The sequence below is a fragment of the Corallococcus caeni genome, assembly GCF_036245865.1.
Taxonomy (GTDB): Bacteria; Myxococcota; Myxococcia; order Myxococcales; family Myxococcaceae; genus Corallococcus; species Corallococcus caeni.
Genome location: NZ_BTTW01000003.1, coordinates 298982 through 314428, shown reverse-complemented (window position 1 = coordinate 314428; position 15447 = coordinate 298982). Strand labels below are relative to the sequence as shown.

At 70.5% G+C, this 15447-nt stretch carries 11 protein-coding genes; all 11 read right to left on the bottom strand.

From position 1 onward, the window contains the following. Nucleotides 1-5 precede the first annotated feature (5 nt). Nucleotides 6-3302, bottom strand: a complete 3297-nt coding sequence (locus AABA78_RS15555) for a glycoside hydrolase family 2 TIM barrel-domain containing protein (RefSeq protein WP_338263861.1) — start codon at nucleotides 3300-3302, stop codon at nucleotides 6-8. Next, a complete protein-coding gene (locus AABA78_RS15550; RefSeq protein WP_338263860.1) occupies nucleotides 3299-4669 on the bottom strand; it encodes a GH1 family beta-glucosidase in 1371 nt (456 codons plus the stop codon). Before AABA78_RS15550 ends, AABA78_RS15555 begins: the two co-directional genes overlap by 4 nt. After that, complete coding sequence (locus AABA78_RS15545; protein WP_338263859.1) at nucleotides 4650-5645, bottom strand: ABC transporter ATP-binding protein; 996 nt, start codon at nucleotides 5643-5645, stop codon at nucleotides 4650-4652. The genes AABA78_RS15550 and AABA78_RS15545 overlap by 20 nt, the downstream gene beginning before the upstream one ends. After that, on the bottom strand, nucleotides 5642-7405 hold the full coding sequence (locus AABA78_RS15540; RefSeq protein ID WP_338263858.1) for a dipeptide/oligopeptide/nickel ABC transporter permease/ATP-binding protein: 1764 nt from the start codon (nucleotides 7403-7405) through the stop codon (nucleotides 5642-5644). The genes AABA78_RS15545 and AABA78_RS15540 overlap by 4 nt, the downstream gene beginning before the upstream one ends. Beyond that, complete coding sequence (locus AABA78_RS15535; RefSeq protein ID WP_338263857.1) at nucleotides 7398-8381, bottom strand: ABC transporter permease; 984 nt, start codon at nucleotides 8379-8381, stop codon at nucleotides 7398-7400. The genes AABA78_RS15540 and AABA78_RS15535 overlap by 8 nt, the downstream gene beginning before the upstream one ends. A 2-nt stretch (nucleotides 8382-8383) precedes the next feature. Beyond that, on the bottom strand, nucleotides 8384-10027 hold the full coding sequence (locus tag AABA78_RS15530) for an ABC transporter substrate-binding protein (protein WP_338263856.1): 1644 nt from the start codon (nucleotides 10025-10027) through the stop codon (nucleotides 8384-8386). Then, nucleotides 10024-10887, bottom strand: coding sequence for a glycoside hydrolase family 16 protein (locus AABA78_RS15525; protein WP_338263855.1), 864 nt, complete (start codon nucleotides 10885-10887; stop codon nucleotides 10024-10026). Before AABA78_RS15525 ends, AABA78_RS15530 begins: the two co-directional genes overlap by 4 nt. Further along, nucleotides 10884-12110 carry an ROK family protein gene (locus tag AABA78_RS15520; protein ID WP_171416539.1) on the bottom strand — a complete coding sequence of 409 codons (1227 nt, stop codon included), beginning with the start codon at nucleotides 12108-12110 and terminating at the stop codon, nucleotides 10884-10886. Before AABA78_RS15520 ends, AABA78_RS15525 begins: the two co-directional genes overlap by 4 nt. A 50-nt stretch (nucleotides 12111-12160) precedes the next feature. Then, nucleotides 12161-12946 (bottom strand): hypothetical protein, encoded by a 786-nt coding sequence (locus AABA78_RS15515; protein WP_338263854.1) that lies wholly within the window; start codon nucleotides 12944-12946, stop codon nucleotides 12161-12163. A 417-nt stretch (nucleotides 12947-13363) separates the two neighbouring features. Then, complete coding sequence (locus AABA78_RS15510; protein ID WP_338263853.1) at nucleotides 13364-13732, bottom strand: response regulator; 369 nt, start codon at nucleotides 13730-13732, stop codon at nucleotides 13364-13366. A 2-nt stretch (nucleotides 13733-13734) separates the two neighbouring features. Beyond that, nucleotides 13735-15303, bottom strand: a complete 1569-nt coding sequence (locus AABA78_RS15505) for an ATPase domain-containing protein (protein ID WP_338263852.1) — start codon at nucleotides 15301-15303, stop codon at nucleotides 13735-13737. Nucleotides 15304-15447: the final 144 nt, after the last annotated feature.

Below are 15447 nucleotides of genomic sequence, written 5' to 3'. Positions count from 1 at the left end.
TTCCCTCAGAGAGAAAGGATGGCATACGCGCCCACCTCGTACTCGCGACCCTTCAGGCCCTCGGTAATGCCCCGGTCGTTGAGGCCCTCCGAGTACTCATCCAGCATGCGAACCAGCCCGCGCAGACCGAAGCGCGTGGACACCGCGCCCAGCACCGGCTTCTTCAACCCGTAGGACAGGTCCCCGCCCAGCTGCACCGGGTAGGTGAGGTTGAAGACGCGGTGGTAGTCGTACGGACCCCAGTCGTTGAAGTGCAGCTGGGCCGCCAGCAGCAGCGTGTCGTAGAGCACCGACCCGTCCAGGCCGAAGCGGTGGATCTGCCGGCTGTCCTCGCCGGAGGACTGGTTGCTGCCCACGAAGGCCGTGCCGTACAGGCGCAGGCGCTGGCTGGGGTTGCCCACCAGGCGCAGGGACGTCTCCCACTCGTCGCGGGCCACCGGCGCGCTGCCGAAGGCGATGGTGCTGCCGTCCGCGAGGATGGCGATGCCCGCATCACGCGACGTGGGCTGGTGGCGGTAGACGATGTCCAGGCCCGCCGCGAACGGCGCGTCCTCGCGCATGTCGCGGTCCCACGACCAGAACCAGGTGCCCGGCGTCGGGTCGAAGGTGATGAGCAGCTCGCCGCCCAGCGTCTCCCGGTTGTCCAGCACGCTGAACGCGTCCGACAGCACGCTGCGCGGCCGCACGCCCGCGTAGTACTGGCCGGAGGCCGGGTCGTACGCGTCCGGGATGGTGGGGTTCGGCCCCACGAGCGGCTTCTGGTACAGGAGGTTCGGCGACACCTGGATGACGCCGAACTGCAGCGCCGCGCCCAGCTGGCCCGCGTAGTGGTTGCCGCGGCCGCTCTCGCGCAGGCTCCAGCCGGTGATGATGTTGCCCTGCTCCGGCCCGCTGTCCGCGACGAGCCCGCGGATGGAGGACTGCACCAGCCAGCGCACCGCCCCCATGTCGTAGGTGAGCCGCGCCTTCGCGCCCAGCGTGTCCAGGAACTGCACCTTGTCCTGGAGCACGTCGTAGCCGCTGTTGCGGTAGCTGGGGGCGCCCGGGTCGACACTGCGCGTGTACGTGAACGTCTCGCCGATGCGCTGGGGCGCGGAGAGCAGGCCGCCCACGTCCAGCACCAGCTTGCCGGTGGCGTACTGGAAGTTGAGCGCCGTCCTGCGCGCGATGCGCTCGCGCACCACGGAGGCCGTGGCGGACGACGCGCCCTGCGCCAGGTCCTCCTGGTGCACCAGCGTCACGTTCACCGGGCCCACGGTGTTGCGGTACTTCGCCACCACGGAGGGGTTGGCGCCCCAGTACAGCTCCGGCCCGACGGCGATCTTCAGGCCGTCGATGGCCTTCTTGCCGCTGAACACCACGCCGAAGGGCGCGTTGCCGTGGTAGATGTCCAGGTTCGGCCCGTAGTTGGCCTCGCGGTAGAGGTTGAAGAAGTCACCCTCCTCGCCCCAGTGGTAGTGGCCGGTGCGGTAGTAGCCCTCCAGCGCGAAGTCCGAGCGGTCCACCTTGAACTCCGCCTGGTACAGGGCGAAGCGATCCAGCGGGGACTGCTCGCGCGCCGGGGCGCCGGGGCCCACGGGGACCTGGCCCGCGGTGGGCGTGGAGGGCGTGCCGCGGTTCTCGTAGAACAGGTTGTTGAGCCGGTTCTGCGCCACGTTGCCCACGACGTTGAACGACGCGCGGCCGTAGACGCCGCTGGTGGGCTGCAACGCCAGGTCGAAGAAGATGGACTCGGTGTGGTCCGCCGAACCCTGGTTGGGCCGCACCGTCGCGATGCTGCCGCGCGACAGCGAGCTGTCCAGCAGCAGCCGCAGGTTGGACACCCGCACCGCGCTCAGTTCGTCCGTGCGCGCCAGCGCCACCGACGACGTGTAGCCGCTGGTGAGCGCGGACGGACGGATGTTGGCGAAGAAGTCGCGGATGACGTCCGGCGTCGTGGTGGGCGCGTACGGGTCCAGCCGGAACGCGGCCTGGAGGACGTAGTAGGCCGTGCGCGGCTGGATGCCGCTGATGCCGTTGGCGTCCGGCGGGCCCAGGGCCGCGATGCCGAACCACTCCTCGTTCATGTTGTTCTGACCGGGGACGAAGTCGGCCGCGTAGCCGCCGTTGGGCCACGTCGCGGTGGTGTCGTGGATGGACAGGTTGGCTTCCTGGCCATGCTTCCACCAGCCGTCCACCCACTGGAACACGAAGCCGCCCAGCGCGGTGCCGGACAGCCCCTGGCCGTAGCCCTCCAGGTAGATCTGCTCCCACTGCGTGCGCAGGTACTCCGCCTGCGCCACGTGGTCCTCGCGGCCCGCGCGGGCGTCGTAGGCGTCCGCGCCGAACTCGGAGAAGAACACCGGCTTGTTGAGCTTGGCCTTCACCTCCGCGAACAGGTCGCGCGCGGTGGGGCCGCGGTAGACGTTCGTGCCCAGCACGTCCAGGTCCTGGCAGTGCCTGGCGATGAGGTCGATGTACTGGAGGTCGCCGTTGGCGATGGACACGGGGTGGCTCGTGTCCCGCTTCTTCACCGTGCGGGCCGCCTCGCCGTAGAGCGAATAGAGCGACTCCGCGCGCGCGGCGTCCTCGTGGCCCGGCAGGGCTTCGATTTCGAACGACGTCCAGTGCAGGCCGTAGTTGTTCTCGTTGCCCAGCAGCCACATGAGGACGCCGGGCACGTCCCGGTAGACCTCCACCTTCTCGGCGAGCGCGCCGAGGATGGCCTTGCGGTGCTCCGGGTTCGAGTAGTCGATGTTGACGACCATGACCCCGTTCACCGGGTGGCCATAGCGTCCCATCAGCGGGTTGAGCATCGTGTAGATGCCGTAGTTCCGGTAGATGTACTCGACCCAGACGGGCGGGATGTCGTCGAACTGGCGGATGGCGTTGATGCCCGCGTCGCGGAGCATCCCCATCTCCTTCGCCAGCACCTGCTTGATGAAGTCCTCCGGCTGCGTCCAGAGCGAGTACCGGTAGTTCTCACCGATGGGCGTGTAGCCCCAGTTCACGCCGTGGATGGGGAAGTCCTTGCCGTCCACCTGGAGCTTGAAGCCGCGCTCGTCGTGGATGACCCGCGTCACCGTCGTGCGCTTCGCGTCCGAAGGCGCGGAGGCCTGGGGCGCGGGCACAGTGGGCGTCACCGGAGCCGGAGCCTGCTGCTCGGGCGTCGCGGGCGCGGGCGCGGCGGCGTCCACGGGGCCGGCCGAGGGCGGCTGCGCCGCGGGCGGTGACTGCACGGGAGCGCCCGCACCGGACACCTGGGCGAAAGCCTGGGTGCCGCCGCACAGCGCCAGACACGTCGTCAGGAAGAGCCTTTTCAAGCGGCCTGCTCCACGTCCAGGCCGTTCTGGGCCACGACGTCGCGATAGAGATGGGCGCTGTCCTTCGGGATGCGCTGCTGGGTGGCGTAGTCCACCCACACCAGGCCGAAGCGCTTGGTGTACCCGTAGGCCCACTCGAAGTTGTCCAGCAGCGACCACGCGAAGTAACCCGCCAGGTTCACGCCCTGCGCGATGGCGTCACTGCACGCCTCCAGGTGCCCGCGCAGGTACTCCACGCGCTGCACGTCGTGCACGCGGCCATCCGCGCTGGGAGCCGTGGAGTACGCGCAGCCGTTCTCCGTGATGTAGATGGGGCCGGGCTGGTACTCCTTCTCCAGGTGCACCAGCAGGCGCGTGAGGGAGGCCGGGCACACCTCCCAGTCCATGTCCGTCTTGTCCGGGCGCACGAACACCGTGCGCGGCGCGTTCTGCGCCTCCGGGATGCGGTTGCTGCGCAGGACCGCGCGCGAGTAGAAGTTCACGCCCAGGAAGTCGGTGGGCGTGGCGATGGTCTCCAGGTCGCCGGGCTGGATGAAGTCCAGGTGCGAGGACGGGATGCGGCCCGCCTTCACGTGGTCCTCGAGGGTGTCCTGCGGGTAGCCCCGGCCGTAGAGCGGCTCCAGGAACCAGCGGTTGAAGCCGCCGTCGAAGTCGCGGGTCGCGTCCGCGTCCTCCGGGCTGGGCGACGCGGGCTCGCCCGGCGTGAGGTTGAGGGTGATGCCCACCTCCGCGCGCTGCACGTTGGAGCGCAGCACCTTCACCGCGTTGCCGTGCGACACCAGCAGCGTGTGCGCCGCGGCCAGCATCTTGGACCAGTCCTTGTGGCCCGGGGCGTGCTCGCCGTTGCCGTAGCCCAGGTAGCTGATGCACCAGGGCTCGTTGTGGGTGATCCACCGCTTCACGCGGTCACCCAGCGCGCGGCTGATGACGTCCGCGTACTCCACGAACGCGTCACCGGTGGCGCGCGCGGGCCAGCCGCCCTGGTCCTCCAGCACCTGCGGCAGGTCCCAGTGGTAGAGCGTGACGAAGGGCTCGATTCCCGCGCCCAGCAGCGAGTCCACGAGGCGCGAGTAGAAGTCCACGCCCACGGTGTTCACCCGGCCGCGGCCCTCCGGGAGGATGCGCGGCCACGCGATGGAGAAGCGGTAGGACTTCAGCCCCATCCAGCGCATCAGCTCGATGTCCTCCGGCCAGCGGCGGTAGTGCTCACAGGCCACCGAGCCGTCGGACTTGTCTTGGATCTTCCCCGGGGTGGCGGCGAAGCGGTCCCAGATGGACTCGCCCCGGCCGTCCACGCGGGTGGCGCCTTCAATCTGATACGCGGAGGTGGCCACGCCCCAGAGGAAGTCAGGAGGAAACTGACGCATCGGCGGAGACTCCTTTCGGAACTTCAAGGTGGCAGCGGACGAGGTGATTCGCGGCCGGGAGGACGTCGGGAGGAGTGAGGGTGGAGCAGCGCGGCTCGGACACCGGGCAGCGCGGGGAGAAGGGACAGCCCACGAGCGGCGGCGCCTGCGTGGTGGGGCGCACCGGCAGCGCGGCCTGGAGGAAGTCGTCCCCGTCCGGCACCGCGGACAGCAGCAGCTTCGTGTACGGGTGGCGCGGCTGGCGCAGCACCTCGTCCGCCCTGCCCGCCTCCACCACCGTGCCCGCGTAGAGCACGAGGATGCGGTCGGCCAGGTGACGCGCGCTCGCCAGGTCGTGGGTGATGAACAGGATGCCGATGCCGCGCTCCTGCGTGAGGCCGCGCAAGAGCTGGAGCACGCCCTTGCGCGTGGACACGTCCAGCATCGACGTGGGCTCGTCCGCGATGATGACCTGCGGCTCCACCGCCAGGGCGCGCGCCACCGCCACGCGCTGGCGCTGGCCGCCGGACAGCTCATGCGGGTAGCGCTTCGCGAAGGCCTCCGCGGGCGTCAGGCCCACGGACTCCAGCAGCGACAGCACCTTCGTGCGCAAGCCGGACCTGGGCACCCGGCCGTGGCGCACGAGCGGCCGCTCCAGGTGATACGCCACCGTATGCACGGGGTTGAGGGACGCGAACGGATCCTGGAACACCATCTGCACGCGGCCCCGGTAGTCGAGCGACGCCTGCGCACTGCCGTCCGCCAGCACGTCGCGTCCGGCGAGCCGCAGCTGGCCCGCGTCCGGCATGTCCAGCCGGGCCAGGAGCCGCGCCAGCGTGGACTTGCCGCTGCCGGACTCGCCCACCAGCGCGACGATCTCCCCCGGCTGGAGGGAGAAGGACACGCCCTTCAAGATGGGCTTGCGCTCGCGGGAGAAGAAGCCGCCGCCCAGGTAGCTGCGGGTGAGCCCTTCCGCCTCCAGGAGGGGGGCGCTCATCGGTGACCTCCGGGGATGGCGGCGATGCGCGTGGACGGCCGGGACACGGACAGCTCCGGTGCCTGCACCGGCCGCGGCGCGGCGTCCTTCGCGGACAGGTGCGGGAACGAGGACAACAGCAGCTGCGTGTACGGGTGACGGGCCCCGGCGCGCAGGTTGGCGGACGTGTCCACCTCCACCAGCTTGCCGCCCTGGAGCACGCCCACGCGGTCCGACAGCGCGAGCAGGAGCGGCAGGTCATGCGTGATGAAGAGCATGGCGAAGCCCAGCCGCTGCTTGAGCTCTACCATGCGCTGGAGCAGCTCCTTCTGCACCACGACGTCCAGCGCCGTGGTGGGCTCGTCCATGATGATCAGCCGGGGCTCCAGGGCCAGCGCCAGCGCGATGCCCACGCGCTGACGCATGCCGCCGGAGAGCTGGTGCGGCCACGCCGTCACCAGGTCCGGCGACAGGCCCACCATGCCCAGCAGCTCCCGCGCGCGGGCGTAGGACGTGCCGCGCGACACGCGGCCGTGCGCCGCGAGCGTGTCGTGGAACTGCTCGCCCAGCGTGAGCACCGGGTTGAGCGCGCTCATGGCGCTCTGGAACACCATGGACACCTGACGCCAGCGGAACGCGCGCAGGGCCGCGCCCTCCAGCGCGGTGACGTCCATGCCGTTGAAGAGGATGCGTCCCTGCGTGACGCGCGCGGAGGCAGGCAGCAGGCCCAGGAGCGCGGAGCCGATGGTGGACTTGCCGCTGCCGGACTCGCCCGCCAGGCCGAACACCTCGCCGGGCGCCACGTCGAACGACACCGAGTCCACCACGCGCGAGGCGCCCTTCTCCGTCGCGTAGTCGATGCACAGGTCCTCCACGCGCAGGAGCACGCCCGGCACCGGCCGCTCCAGGTGCGCACGGGTGACGGGGCCTCCGGGCAGCGGCGCGGCCTTGTGCACGCGCAGCGCGGGGTTGGTCATCTCGTCGATGGCGGAGCTCAGCAGCGTGAGCGCGAAGCCCACCAGCGCGATGCACACGCCAGTGGGGACGAAGATCCACCAGGAGCGCGTGAGCAGCGCCGCGTCGTTGCCGGCCCAGTACAGGTTGGTGCCCCACGTCACCGTGCTGACGTCGCCCAGGCCCAGGAACTCCAGGCCCACCTGCGCACCCACCGCGTAGAGCGTGTTCCCGATGAACGACGAGCCCAGCAGCGACGCCATGTTGGGCAACAGCTCCCGCGACACGATGCGCGCGTGGCTCTCCCCCGTCACCACCGCCGCGGACACGAAGTCGCGCCCGCGCAGGGCCAGCGACTCCGCGCGGAACACGCGCGCGTTCCAGGCCCAGCCCGCGACGGTCAGCACCGCCACCATGCGCAGCGGGCCGGACGGCAGGTACGCGCCCAGCACGATGGCCAGCGGCATGCCGGGGATCACCAGGAACACGTTGGTGGTGAGCGACAGCACGTCGTCCACGCGGCGGCCCAGGTAGCCCGCGGTGACGCCCACCAGCGCGCCCACCAGCGTGACGAGCGCGCCCACCGCGAAGCCCACCGCCAGCGTCTCGCGTGCGCCCACCACCGTCTGCGCGAGCACGTCCTGCCCCTGCCCCGTGGTGCCGAACCAGTGCGCCGCGTTGGGCGGCTGATGCGGCCGGCCGACCAGGTCCGTGGGGTCCATCACGAAGAAGGGCCCCACCACCGCCAGCAGCAGGAAGAACACGAGCAGGCTGCCGCCCACCGCCGCCTTCCGGTGGCGGGAGAGCCTTCGCAGGAAGTCACGCATGGGCGCGGGTCCTCGGGTCCAACCAGAGGCAGAGGAGGTCCACGGCGAAGTTCGCCGCGAGCACCGCCAGGGTGATGACCAGGAACAGCCCCTGCATCAGCGGGTAGTCCTGGTTGCGCACGGCGAGGATGAGCAGGTAGCCCGTGCCCGGATAGGAGAAGACGATCTCCGTGAGCAGCGAACCGGACAGCACGAAGCCCACCGCCATGCCGAAGCTGGTGACGTTGGGCAACAGCGCGTTGCGGGCCGCGTAGCGCAGCATCACCTGACGGGGCGGCAGGCCGCGCGCGTGCGCCAAGCGGATGGAGTCCGTGCCCAGCGTGGCCACCATCGTGTTGCGCATGCCCAGCATCCACCCGCCCAGCGTGGCCACCACGATGGAGGACGCGGGCAGCACCGCGTGGCGGGCCACGTCCGCGGCGAACGCGAACGACAGCCCCGGCTCCATGTCGTGCCCGTACGCGTGGCGCAGCGGGAACCACCCCAGCACGAAGCCGAAGAGGTAGAGCGCCAGCATCGCCAGCCAGAAGTACGGGAAGGCCCCCAGGAACGCGAGCGCGGGCGCCAGCCCCGAGTCCAGCCACCCACCCCGGTTCCACGCGGCGAGCACGCCCAGGAACGACCCCACCACGAAGCTGATGATGACCGCCACGCCCGCCAGCCCCACCGTCCACATCAGGCCGGTGCCAATCACCTCCGTCACCCGCGCGGGGAAGTACGCGTAGGACATGCCCAGGTCGCCCTGCACCAGGTGCTTCAGGTAGGTGAAGTACTGGGCGTAGAGCGGCGCGTCCGTGAAGCCGAACGCGGCCTTCAGCGCGCCCATCGCCTCCGGGGCCACCTTGCCCTCGAAGCGCGCGAACATGGCCGCCGCCGGGTCGCCGGGGGCCAGCCGCGGGATGATGAAGTTGAGCGTGAGCGAGGCCCACGCGGCGATGAGGTAGAAGCCCAGTCGCCGGAGGATGTAGCGGCCCATGGTCAGCGCTCCCTCGGAGTCAGCTCCGTCAGCACCAGCAGGCTGTCAGGCTCCGCGTGCGGCGCGAGCCGCGCGTAGGGGTTCTGCTCGGTGGGGAAGCCCGTGAAGCGCAGGGAGTTGGACTCGCCCCAGGACGGGTTCGGGAACAGGGGAATCGCGGGCGCGGTGGCGGAGAAGCGCTGCTGCACCTGGGACATCAGCGCGTGCTGCTCCTCCAGCGTGCCGGCGCGCTCGAAGCGCACGAGCAGCTCATCCGCCTGCGCGTCGCCCATGCGGTGCCAGTTGGCCGCGGCCACCTCGCCCACCGGCCGCACCGTGCGCGGCGACAAGAGCCACTTGTAGAAGTTGTACGGCGTGGGGCCGTCCAGCGACCACGAGATGGCCAGCTGGAACTCGCCCCTCTGCAGGCGCGTGAACCAGGTGCCGAACTCGTACGTCTTGAGCGTCACGCCGATGCCCAGCTTGCGCAGGTCGCGGCCCACCACCTGCCCCGCCCGCACCCAGTCCGACCACCCGCTCACCACCTCCAGGTCCAGCGCGAAGGGCTGCCCGTCCTTCAGGCGCCGCATCCCGTCCGCGCCGCGCGTGAGGCCCGCCTCGTCCAGGAGCTTGTTCGCCGCGTCCAGGTCGTGGTGCGTCCACGCGTCCTTCGCGACCTGCGGGTCCTTCCAGCCGGTGTACGCGTCGTTGAGCGCGGTGGCGTCCGCGGGGCGGGTGTAGCCGTACATGGCCACCTCCACCAGCCGGTCGCGGTCCAGCGCCATGCTCAGCGCCTTGCGCACGCGGACGTCATCCAGCGGCGGGCGCGTGGTGTTGGGGTAGAGGAAGACGGTGCTGCCGTAGAGCGGGAACCAACGCGCGTGGTGCGCGGGGTCGCGCGACACGAAGGTGCGGTCCACCGCCGGCACGAAGTTGCCCGCCCAGTCCACCTCCCCCTCCACGAGCGCCATGTTGGCCTGGTCGTTGGTGGGGAACGCGAGGAAGCGCAGCGCGGACACCGCGGGCTTGCCGGGCTGCCAGTAGTGCGGGTTCCGGCCCAGCTCGTAGACCTGGTTGCGGAACAGCGTCACCTGGGTGAAGGGCCCGGTGGCCACCGGCTCCGGGTTGGTGAACGTCACCGGATCCGCGACGTCCTTCCAGACGTGCCGGGGCACGATGATCTGGTGCGCCAGGTCGCTGAAGCCCGGCAGGTACACGCGCGAGAAGGTGAAGGCGACGGTGCCCTGCCCTTCCGCCTTCACGTCCGTGAGGAAGCGCCACACGCCGCCCGCGTCCAGCGCCGGGTGCTGCTTGAGCAGGCCGAAGGTGAAGACGACGTCGTCCGCGCTGAAGGGCTTGCCGTCGGACCAGAGGACGCCGTCGCGCAAGGTGAAGCGCAGCGTGCGCTGGTCCTCCGACCACGCGTGGCCGGTGGCGAGCCACGGCACCCACTTGCCCTGCGCGGAGCTGAAGATCTCCATGCACTCGTACACGCCCGCCCGGGTGGGCCAGCGCGCACCGGCGCCCGCGAACAGCGGGTTGAAATTGCGCACCCACGCGCTCTGCTGCTCCACGGAGACGAACAGCACGCCCGGTGGCCGGGGGCGCGGCTCCGACGAGCACGCCACCAGCAAGGCCAGCGGCAGGAGCGCGCGGGCGAACCTCACTGCGCGGCCCTTTCGTAGACGCGCACGTAGTCCACCTTCATCGTCTGCGGGAACACCGTGTTGGAGTCCGGCGGCCCCACGAACGAGCCGCCCACCGCGACGTTCAGGATGATGAAGTGCGGATGGTCGTAGACCCACTTCTTGCCGGCGGGCAGGTTCTTCGGCGTGGCTTCGAAGTAGACGGTGTCATCCAGGATGAAGCGCAGGCGCTCCGGCTCCCACTCCACCGCGTAGACGTGGAAGTCCGCGGCGAGCGGCGCCCCGGAGACCGCGTGCTCGCGGCCGACGTTCGCGCCGCCGGAGTAGCCCGGCCCGTGCAGCGAGCTGCGGATGACGGAGGGGATCTGCCCCCGGTGCTCCATGATGTCGATCTCGCCGCAGCCCGGCCAGCCGACGGAGTCCACGTCCGCGCCCAGCATCCAGAACGCCGGCCAGATGCCGCGGCCGGTGGGCAGCTGGATGCGCGCCTCGATGCGGCCGTAGGCCTTGCTGTAGCGGTTCTTCGTCGACAGGCGCGCGGACGTGTAGTCGTTGTTGCCGTAGCGCTCCCTGCGCGCGGTGATGGCCAGGTGGCCCTCGCCGTCCAGCGCCCCGTTCTCCGCCCGCGCGGTGTTGAATTCGTACTGGCCGTTGCCCCACCCGTCCCCGCCCACCTCCGCGCCCCAGCGCTCCTTCGACGGCAGCGTGCCGGAGGGACCGTCGAACTCGTCCTGCCAGACGATCTCCCACCCCGCCCCCGGCTGCTCCGTCACGGGCCCGGGTTGCTCGTTTTTCTTATTATCCAGACCTGCTGCCGGATCACACGAAGCCATCCCCAGGCCCGAGAGGGCCAGGGCGAGGACGACACGGCGCGATGTCATGCGGTTCTCCCGACGTTCTGCGTGGGAAAGAGGGAGCGGTCGCGCAGCGCCGCCTGGAGCACGAGGGTGGCCGCGCCCACGGCGATGGCGCGCTCACCCAGCGTCGACGTGACGATGCGCGTCTCCGCCATGGAGACGGACAGGGCGCGCTGCCGCACGGACGCGCGCAAGGGGTCGAGCAGCATCTCGCCCACGGAGGAGATCTCCCCGCCCAGCACGACGATGGCGGGGTTGAGCAGGTTGAGCAGGCCGCCCACGGCGATGCCCAGGTAGGCGCCCATGCCGTCGATGATCTGCTTCGCGGCGGTGTCGCCCGCGCGAGCGCCCTCCACCAGGTCGCGCACGGTGGGGCCCTTGCGGCCGCGGGTGCCCATCAGCTCGCGCGCGCGTTCGGTGAGCGCCGTGGAGCCGATGAGCGTGACGAGGCATCCCCTCAGGCCGCACACGCAGAGCGGCCCGTTGGAGTCCACCGGGATGTGGCCGATCTCACCGGCCGTTCCGCCAGCGCCCCGGTACACGTCGCCGTGGATGATGTGGCCGGCGCCAATACCGGTGGCCAGCTTGATGTACGTCAGGTCCTCGCCTCCGGAGCCCGCGCCCCAGAAGCACTCCGACAGCGCGCCGAGGTTCGCGTCGTTGTCCACGAACACGGGCATGTCGAAGGTGGTCTCGAACCACTCCTTCACGTCCACGTGCTTCCACGCGGGCAGGATGAGGGGGGACATCTTCCCGGGCGAGGCCGGGTGCACGGGGCTGGGCACGGCCACCCCCATGCCGACCACGGAGCGGCGCGGGACGCGCTCGGCGTCCAGGCACTCGTGGACCAGCTCCTTCGCCTTCTGCAGCGACCCTTCCGGATCGCCGCGCACCGCGTGGCTCGCCTTGCTCTGCGTGCGCACGCGGCCGCGGAGGTCCGTGAGGACGACGGTGACGTGGGAGGCGCCCAGCTCGACGCCCACCAGGCTGAAGGCCTCGTCACAGAAGCCGATGAGGGTGGGACGGCGGCCCCCGCGGGAGACCCCGGCGCCGATGCTGCGCACCAGGCCCGCCTGCTCCAGGTCCGCGACGATGGCGGAGACGGTCGACGGGCTGAGCTCCGTGCGCCGGGCGATCTCCGCCCGGGAGATCTGACGCTCGCGCCAGATCATGTTCAGCAGCAGGCCGCTGTTCTGCGCGCGCATGCCCGCCGCATCGACCGTCAACACCGCCGTTCCCGCTCTCATCGTCCGCTCACGTTCCGTTGTTGGCGCGCCTGGCGCTCAGGTTGTGGTGGTCAGTGCCACTGGATGTCGTCAATGAAGAGCACAAGCGGCTTGACGTCCAGCCCGCCCGCCGACCAGCCGAAGCCTCCGCCGACCGTGCCGTAGCGGATCTTGCTGATGTCGAGCGTGTACTTCGTGGGCTCGTTGGTCAGCGTGACGTTGATCTTCTTCGTGAACCCGTCCTTGCCTTCATAGCCGACGAAGAAGTCGACGGCCTCGCCGCCGGACTCGCTCCAGGCGTAGAAGCTCACGGCGTTCGCGCCGTCCGGCACCTGGAAGCCCGGGCGCGGGTCATCCGCCCAGGCGCCTTCCGGGAACTGCCAGAAGACGCCGGCCCACGCGGTGTCTGGCTGCTTCTGGGTGGCGGTGAACTTGTGGCAGTTGCCCAGGCCCGCGCCGGGACGGGGCGTGTGGCAGATGGGCTCGTCCACCAGGCCGCCCTGCCCGCCCGCGCCCATGTAGCCGCTGGCCGCCCAGGTGCCGTCCACCGCCAGGGGCAGCGAAGTCTGCGTGCCGGCGTCCGTCGTGGTGCCGGCGTCCGTCGTGGTGCCCGCGTCGGTGGTGGTGCCCGCGTCGGTGGTGGTGCCCGCGTCGGTGTTCGTCCCCGCGTCGGTCTTGGTCCCGGCGTCCGTGATGGAGCCCGCGTCGGTGTTCGTCCCCGCGTCGGTCTTGGTCCCGGCGTCGTTCTGGGTGCTGGGGGTGGGCTCGTCCTCGGGGTCACAGGCGCCAATGAGCCCCGCGACCGCGAAAACTCCGACGGCCGCCAACGTCCACTTGAAACGCGTGTTGCGAAGCATGAATCCCCTCCGGGTTGTCTTGCTGGGATGACTTCGTTCTTACGGCGAAGAAATCAGAAGCTGCTGGAAGCCGCCGCCCGCATGTCGCGCCGCGTCACCCACGCCGCCATACGCCAGAGGGGAATCTGCGCTTTCCCGCCGCCCGGGCTCCTGCCACCTGGAGCCGTCCCGCGTCCCCGCCCACCGCGAACATGCGAGTTCGTTCGATTGGCGAAGAAATACCAGCCCCCTTTACCCATTTGCAAGCAGCCGGGAACACGGCGGACGCCGCAAATCGGGTAATGCAGTGCGCCGTGGCGCCTGGGACGGGGTGGGTGGGGTGAATGGGAACGGAGCGGCGGCCCGCTGTGCGCGGACGGCCTGGCTTCAACGTTCCGGGGCCTGGAGGCGCGAGGCCCCCTGGCCGGACGACGGACTTCAGTGCGGCAGGGGCGGCGAGCCGATGATGCGGTGGACCATGGCGAGGAGCTGATCGATGTCGAAGGGCTTGGGCAGGAAGCCCGCGCACGGCAGGTGCTGCCAGAACTCCGGCGGGCTTGCGCTCATCATCACCACCGGGACGTCGCGCAGGACCGGGTCCTTCTGCATGGACTCCAGCACGCCCGGCCCGTTGAGCACCGGCATCATGTAGTCGAGCAGCACCATCGCCGGACGCTCCTGCGCCATCCGCTCCAGGGCCTCGCGGCCATTGAGCGCGGTGACGGTGCGGTAGCCTTCGTCCGACAAGAGGTCCCGCACGGCCTCCACGATGCCGAACTCGTCGTCGACGATGAGGACGGGCCCCATGGTCAGCTGCCTCGGCGCTTGCGGACGTTCCGGCGCGGCTTCGCCGGCGTGGCCCTGGCGGAGGACGAGGTGTTCGCGCGCGGCTTGCGGCGCGGTTTCGGCAGCGGGGTCGGCTCCGGAGTCCGCGTGCGCGCGAGCCCCGTCATCAACATCTGCCCTTCCGCGAAGGGCTCTCCGACCGCGAGCCCCTCGCCGGTGATCTCCAGCTCGCGCAGCGCGGGGTCATAGGCGCTGTTGCGCACCTTGAGCGCCGCGATGAAGCGGCGCAGCCCGGAGTGCAGCTCCACCATGCGCAGGAACAGGATGTTCTCCGCCACCATGGAGATGCCCTTGAGCGGGAACTTCACCTCCGGCCCGAAGGCGGAGGAGGCCTCGACGGTGTAGATGAGCGTCACCTCGCGCACCCGGCACTCGTTGACGAGCGCCGCCAGGAAGCGGGCCACCCGCGACTGGCGCGTCGAGGAGCGCAGGAGCGCTTCGTAGCCGTCCAGGAAGATGCGGCGCACCCGGCCGCTGCGGATGGTGGTCAGCAGCTCCATCCCCATCTTGTCGAGGATGTTCTCCGTGGGGGGCCGGAAGCTCACCTCCAGGTCCCCGCGCTCCATCAGGGGCTGCATGTGCATGCCCACGCCGGCCGCCTGGGCGAGCATCCGCTCCGGCGCGTCGTAGAAGGCGAAGTAGTGGCCGCGCTCGCCCTGGCGGGCGCCCTCCGCGAGGAAGGCCAGCCCCAAGAGCGTCTTGCCGCTGCCCGGAGGTCCCAGGAGGATGGTGGTGGAGCCCGCGGGCACGCCGCCCTTGAGCATGGCGTCCAGGCCCTGCACGCCGAAGGCGTCGCGCTCGCGCTTCCCCGCCCCGGGCACCAGGTTGCCGTCCACCATCGACTCCAGGCGCGGGTAGACGGTGAGCCCGTCGCCGGTGATCTCGAAGCCGTGCTGCCCCAGCTTGTACGCGCTGCCCCGGAACTTGCGCACGCTCAGCTCGCGCAGGGTGCGCACGCCGAAGGTGCGCTGCTGCAGCACCAGCAGGCCGTCCACCATGGTGTGCTCCGCGCGCAGGCCCTTGGTGCCGCCGGTGGTGAGCACGACCGTGGTGCAGCCGATGAGGCCCGTCACGACCTGGAGGCCGTGGATGAACTTCTTGAGCGCCTGCCGCGACGGGGCCAGCTCCTCCGCCGCCAGCAGCCCATCCAGCACGAGCAGCGACGCCTTGTGCGCCTTGATCTCCTTGCGCACCAGGTCGGCGAGCGCTTCCAGGCCGCCCTGCTCCAGGATGGTGAAGGCGCTCAGGTAGCTGATCTTCCCCGGCACGCAGGCCGGGTCGAAGAACGACAGCGTCTGCAGGTTGCTCACCAGCTCCGTGTGCGATTCAGCCAGGAGCGTGAGGTAGAGGACCCGGTGTCCCTGGGCCGCCTGGTGGAAGCAGATCTGGTTGGCGAGGATGGTCTTCCCCGCTCCCGGGAGGCCCAGGACCATGTACATGCGGCCCTTGCGCAGGCCGCCGCACAGCACGGTGTCCAGGCCGGGGATGCCCGTGGACACGCGCTGCTCTTCACGAGGACCGCCCGCGGTCATCACACGCTTCCTTCCTGGGCGCCACGCGCCGAGCCGGACCGTGGAGGACGGACCTGGGGACTCCTTAGTCCAGACCCTCCTGGAGGGTTCAACAATCTGGGGCGCGTGCGGTTCTGAACGATCCGCGCCCCCGGTCCGCCGACC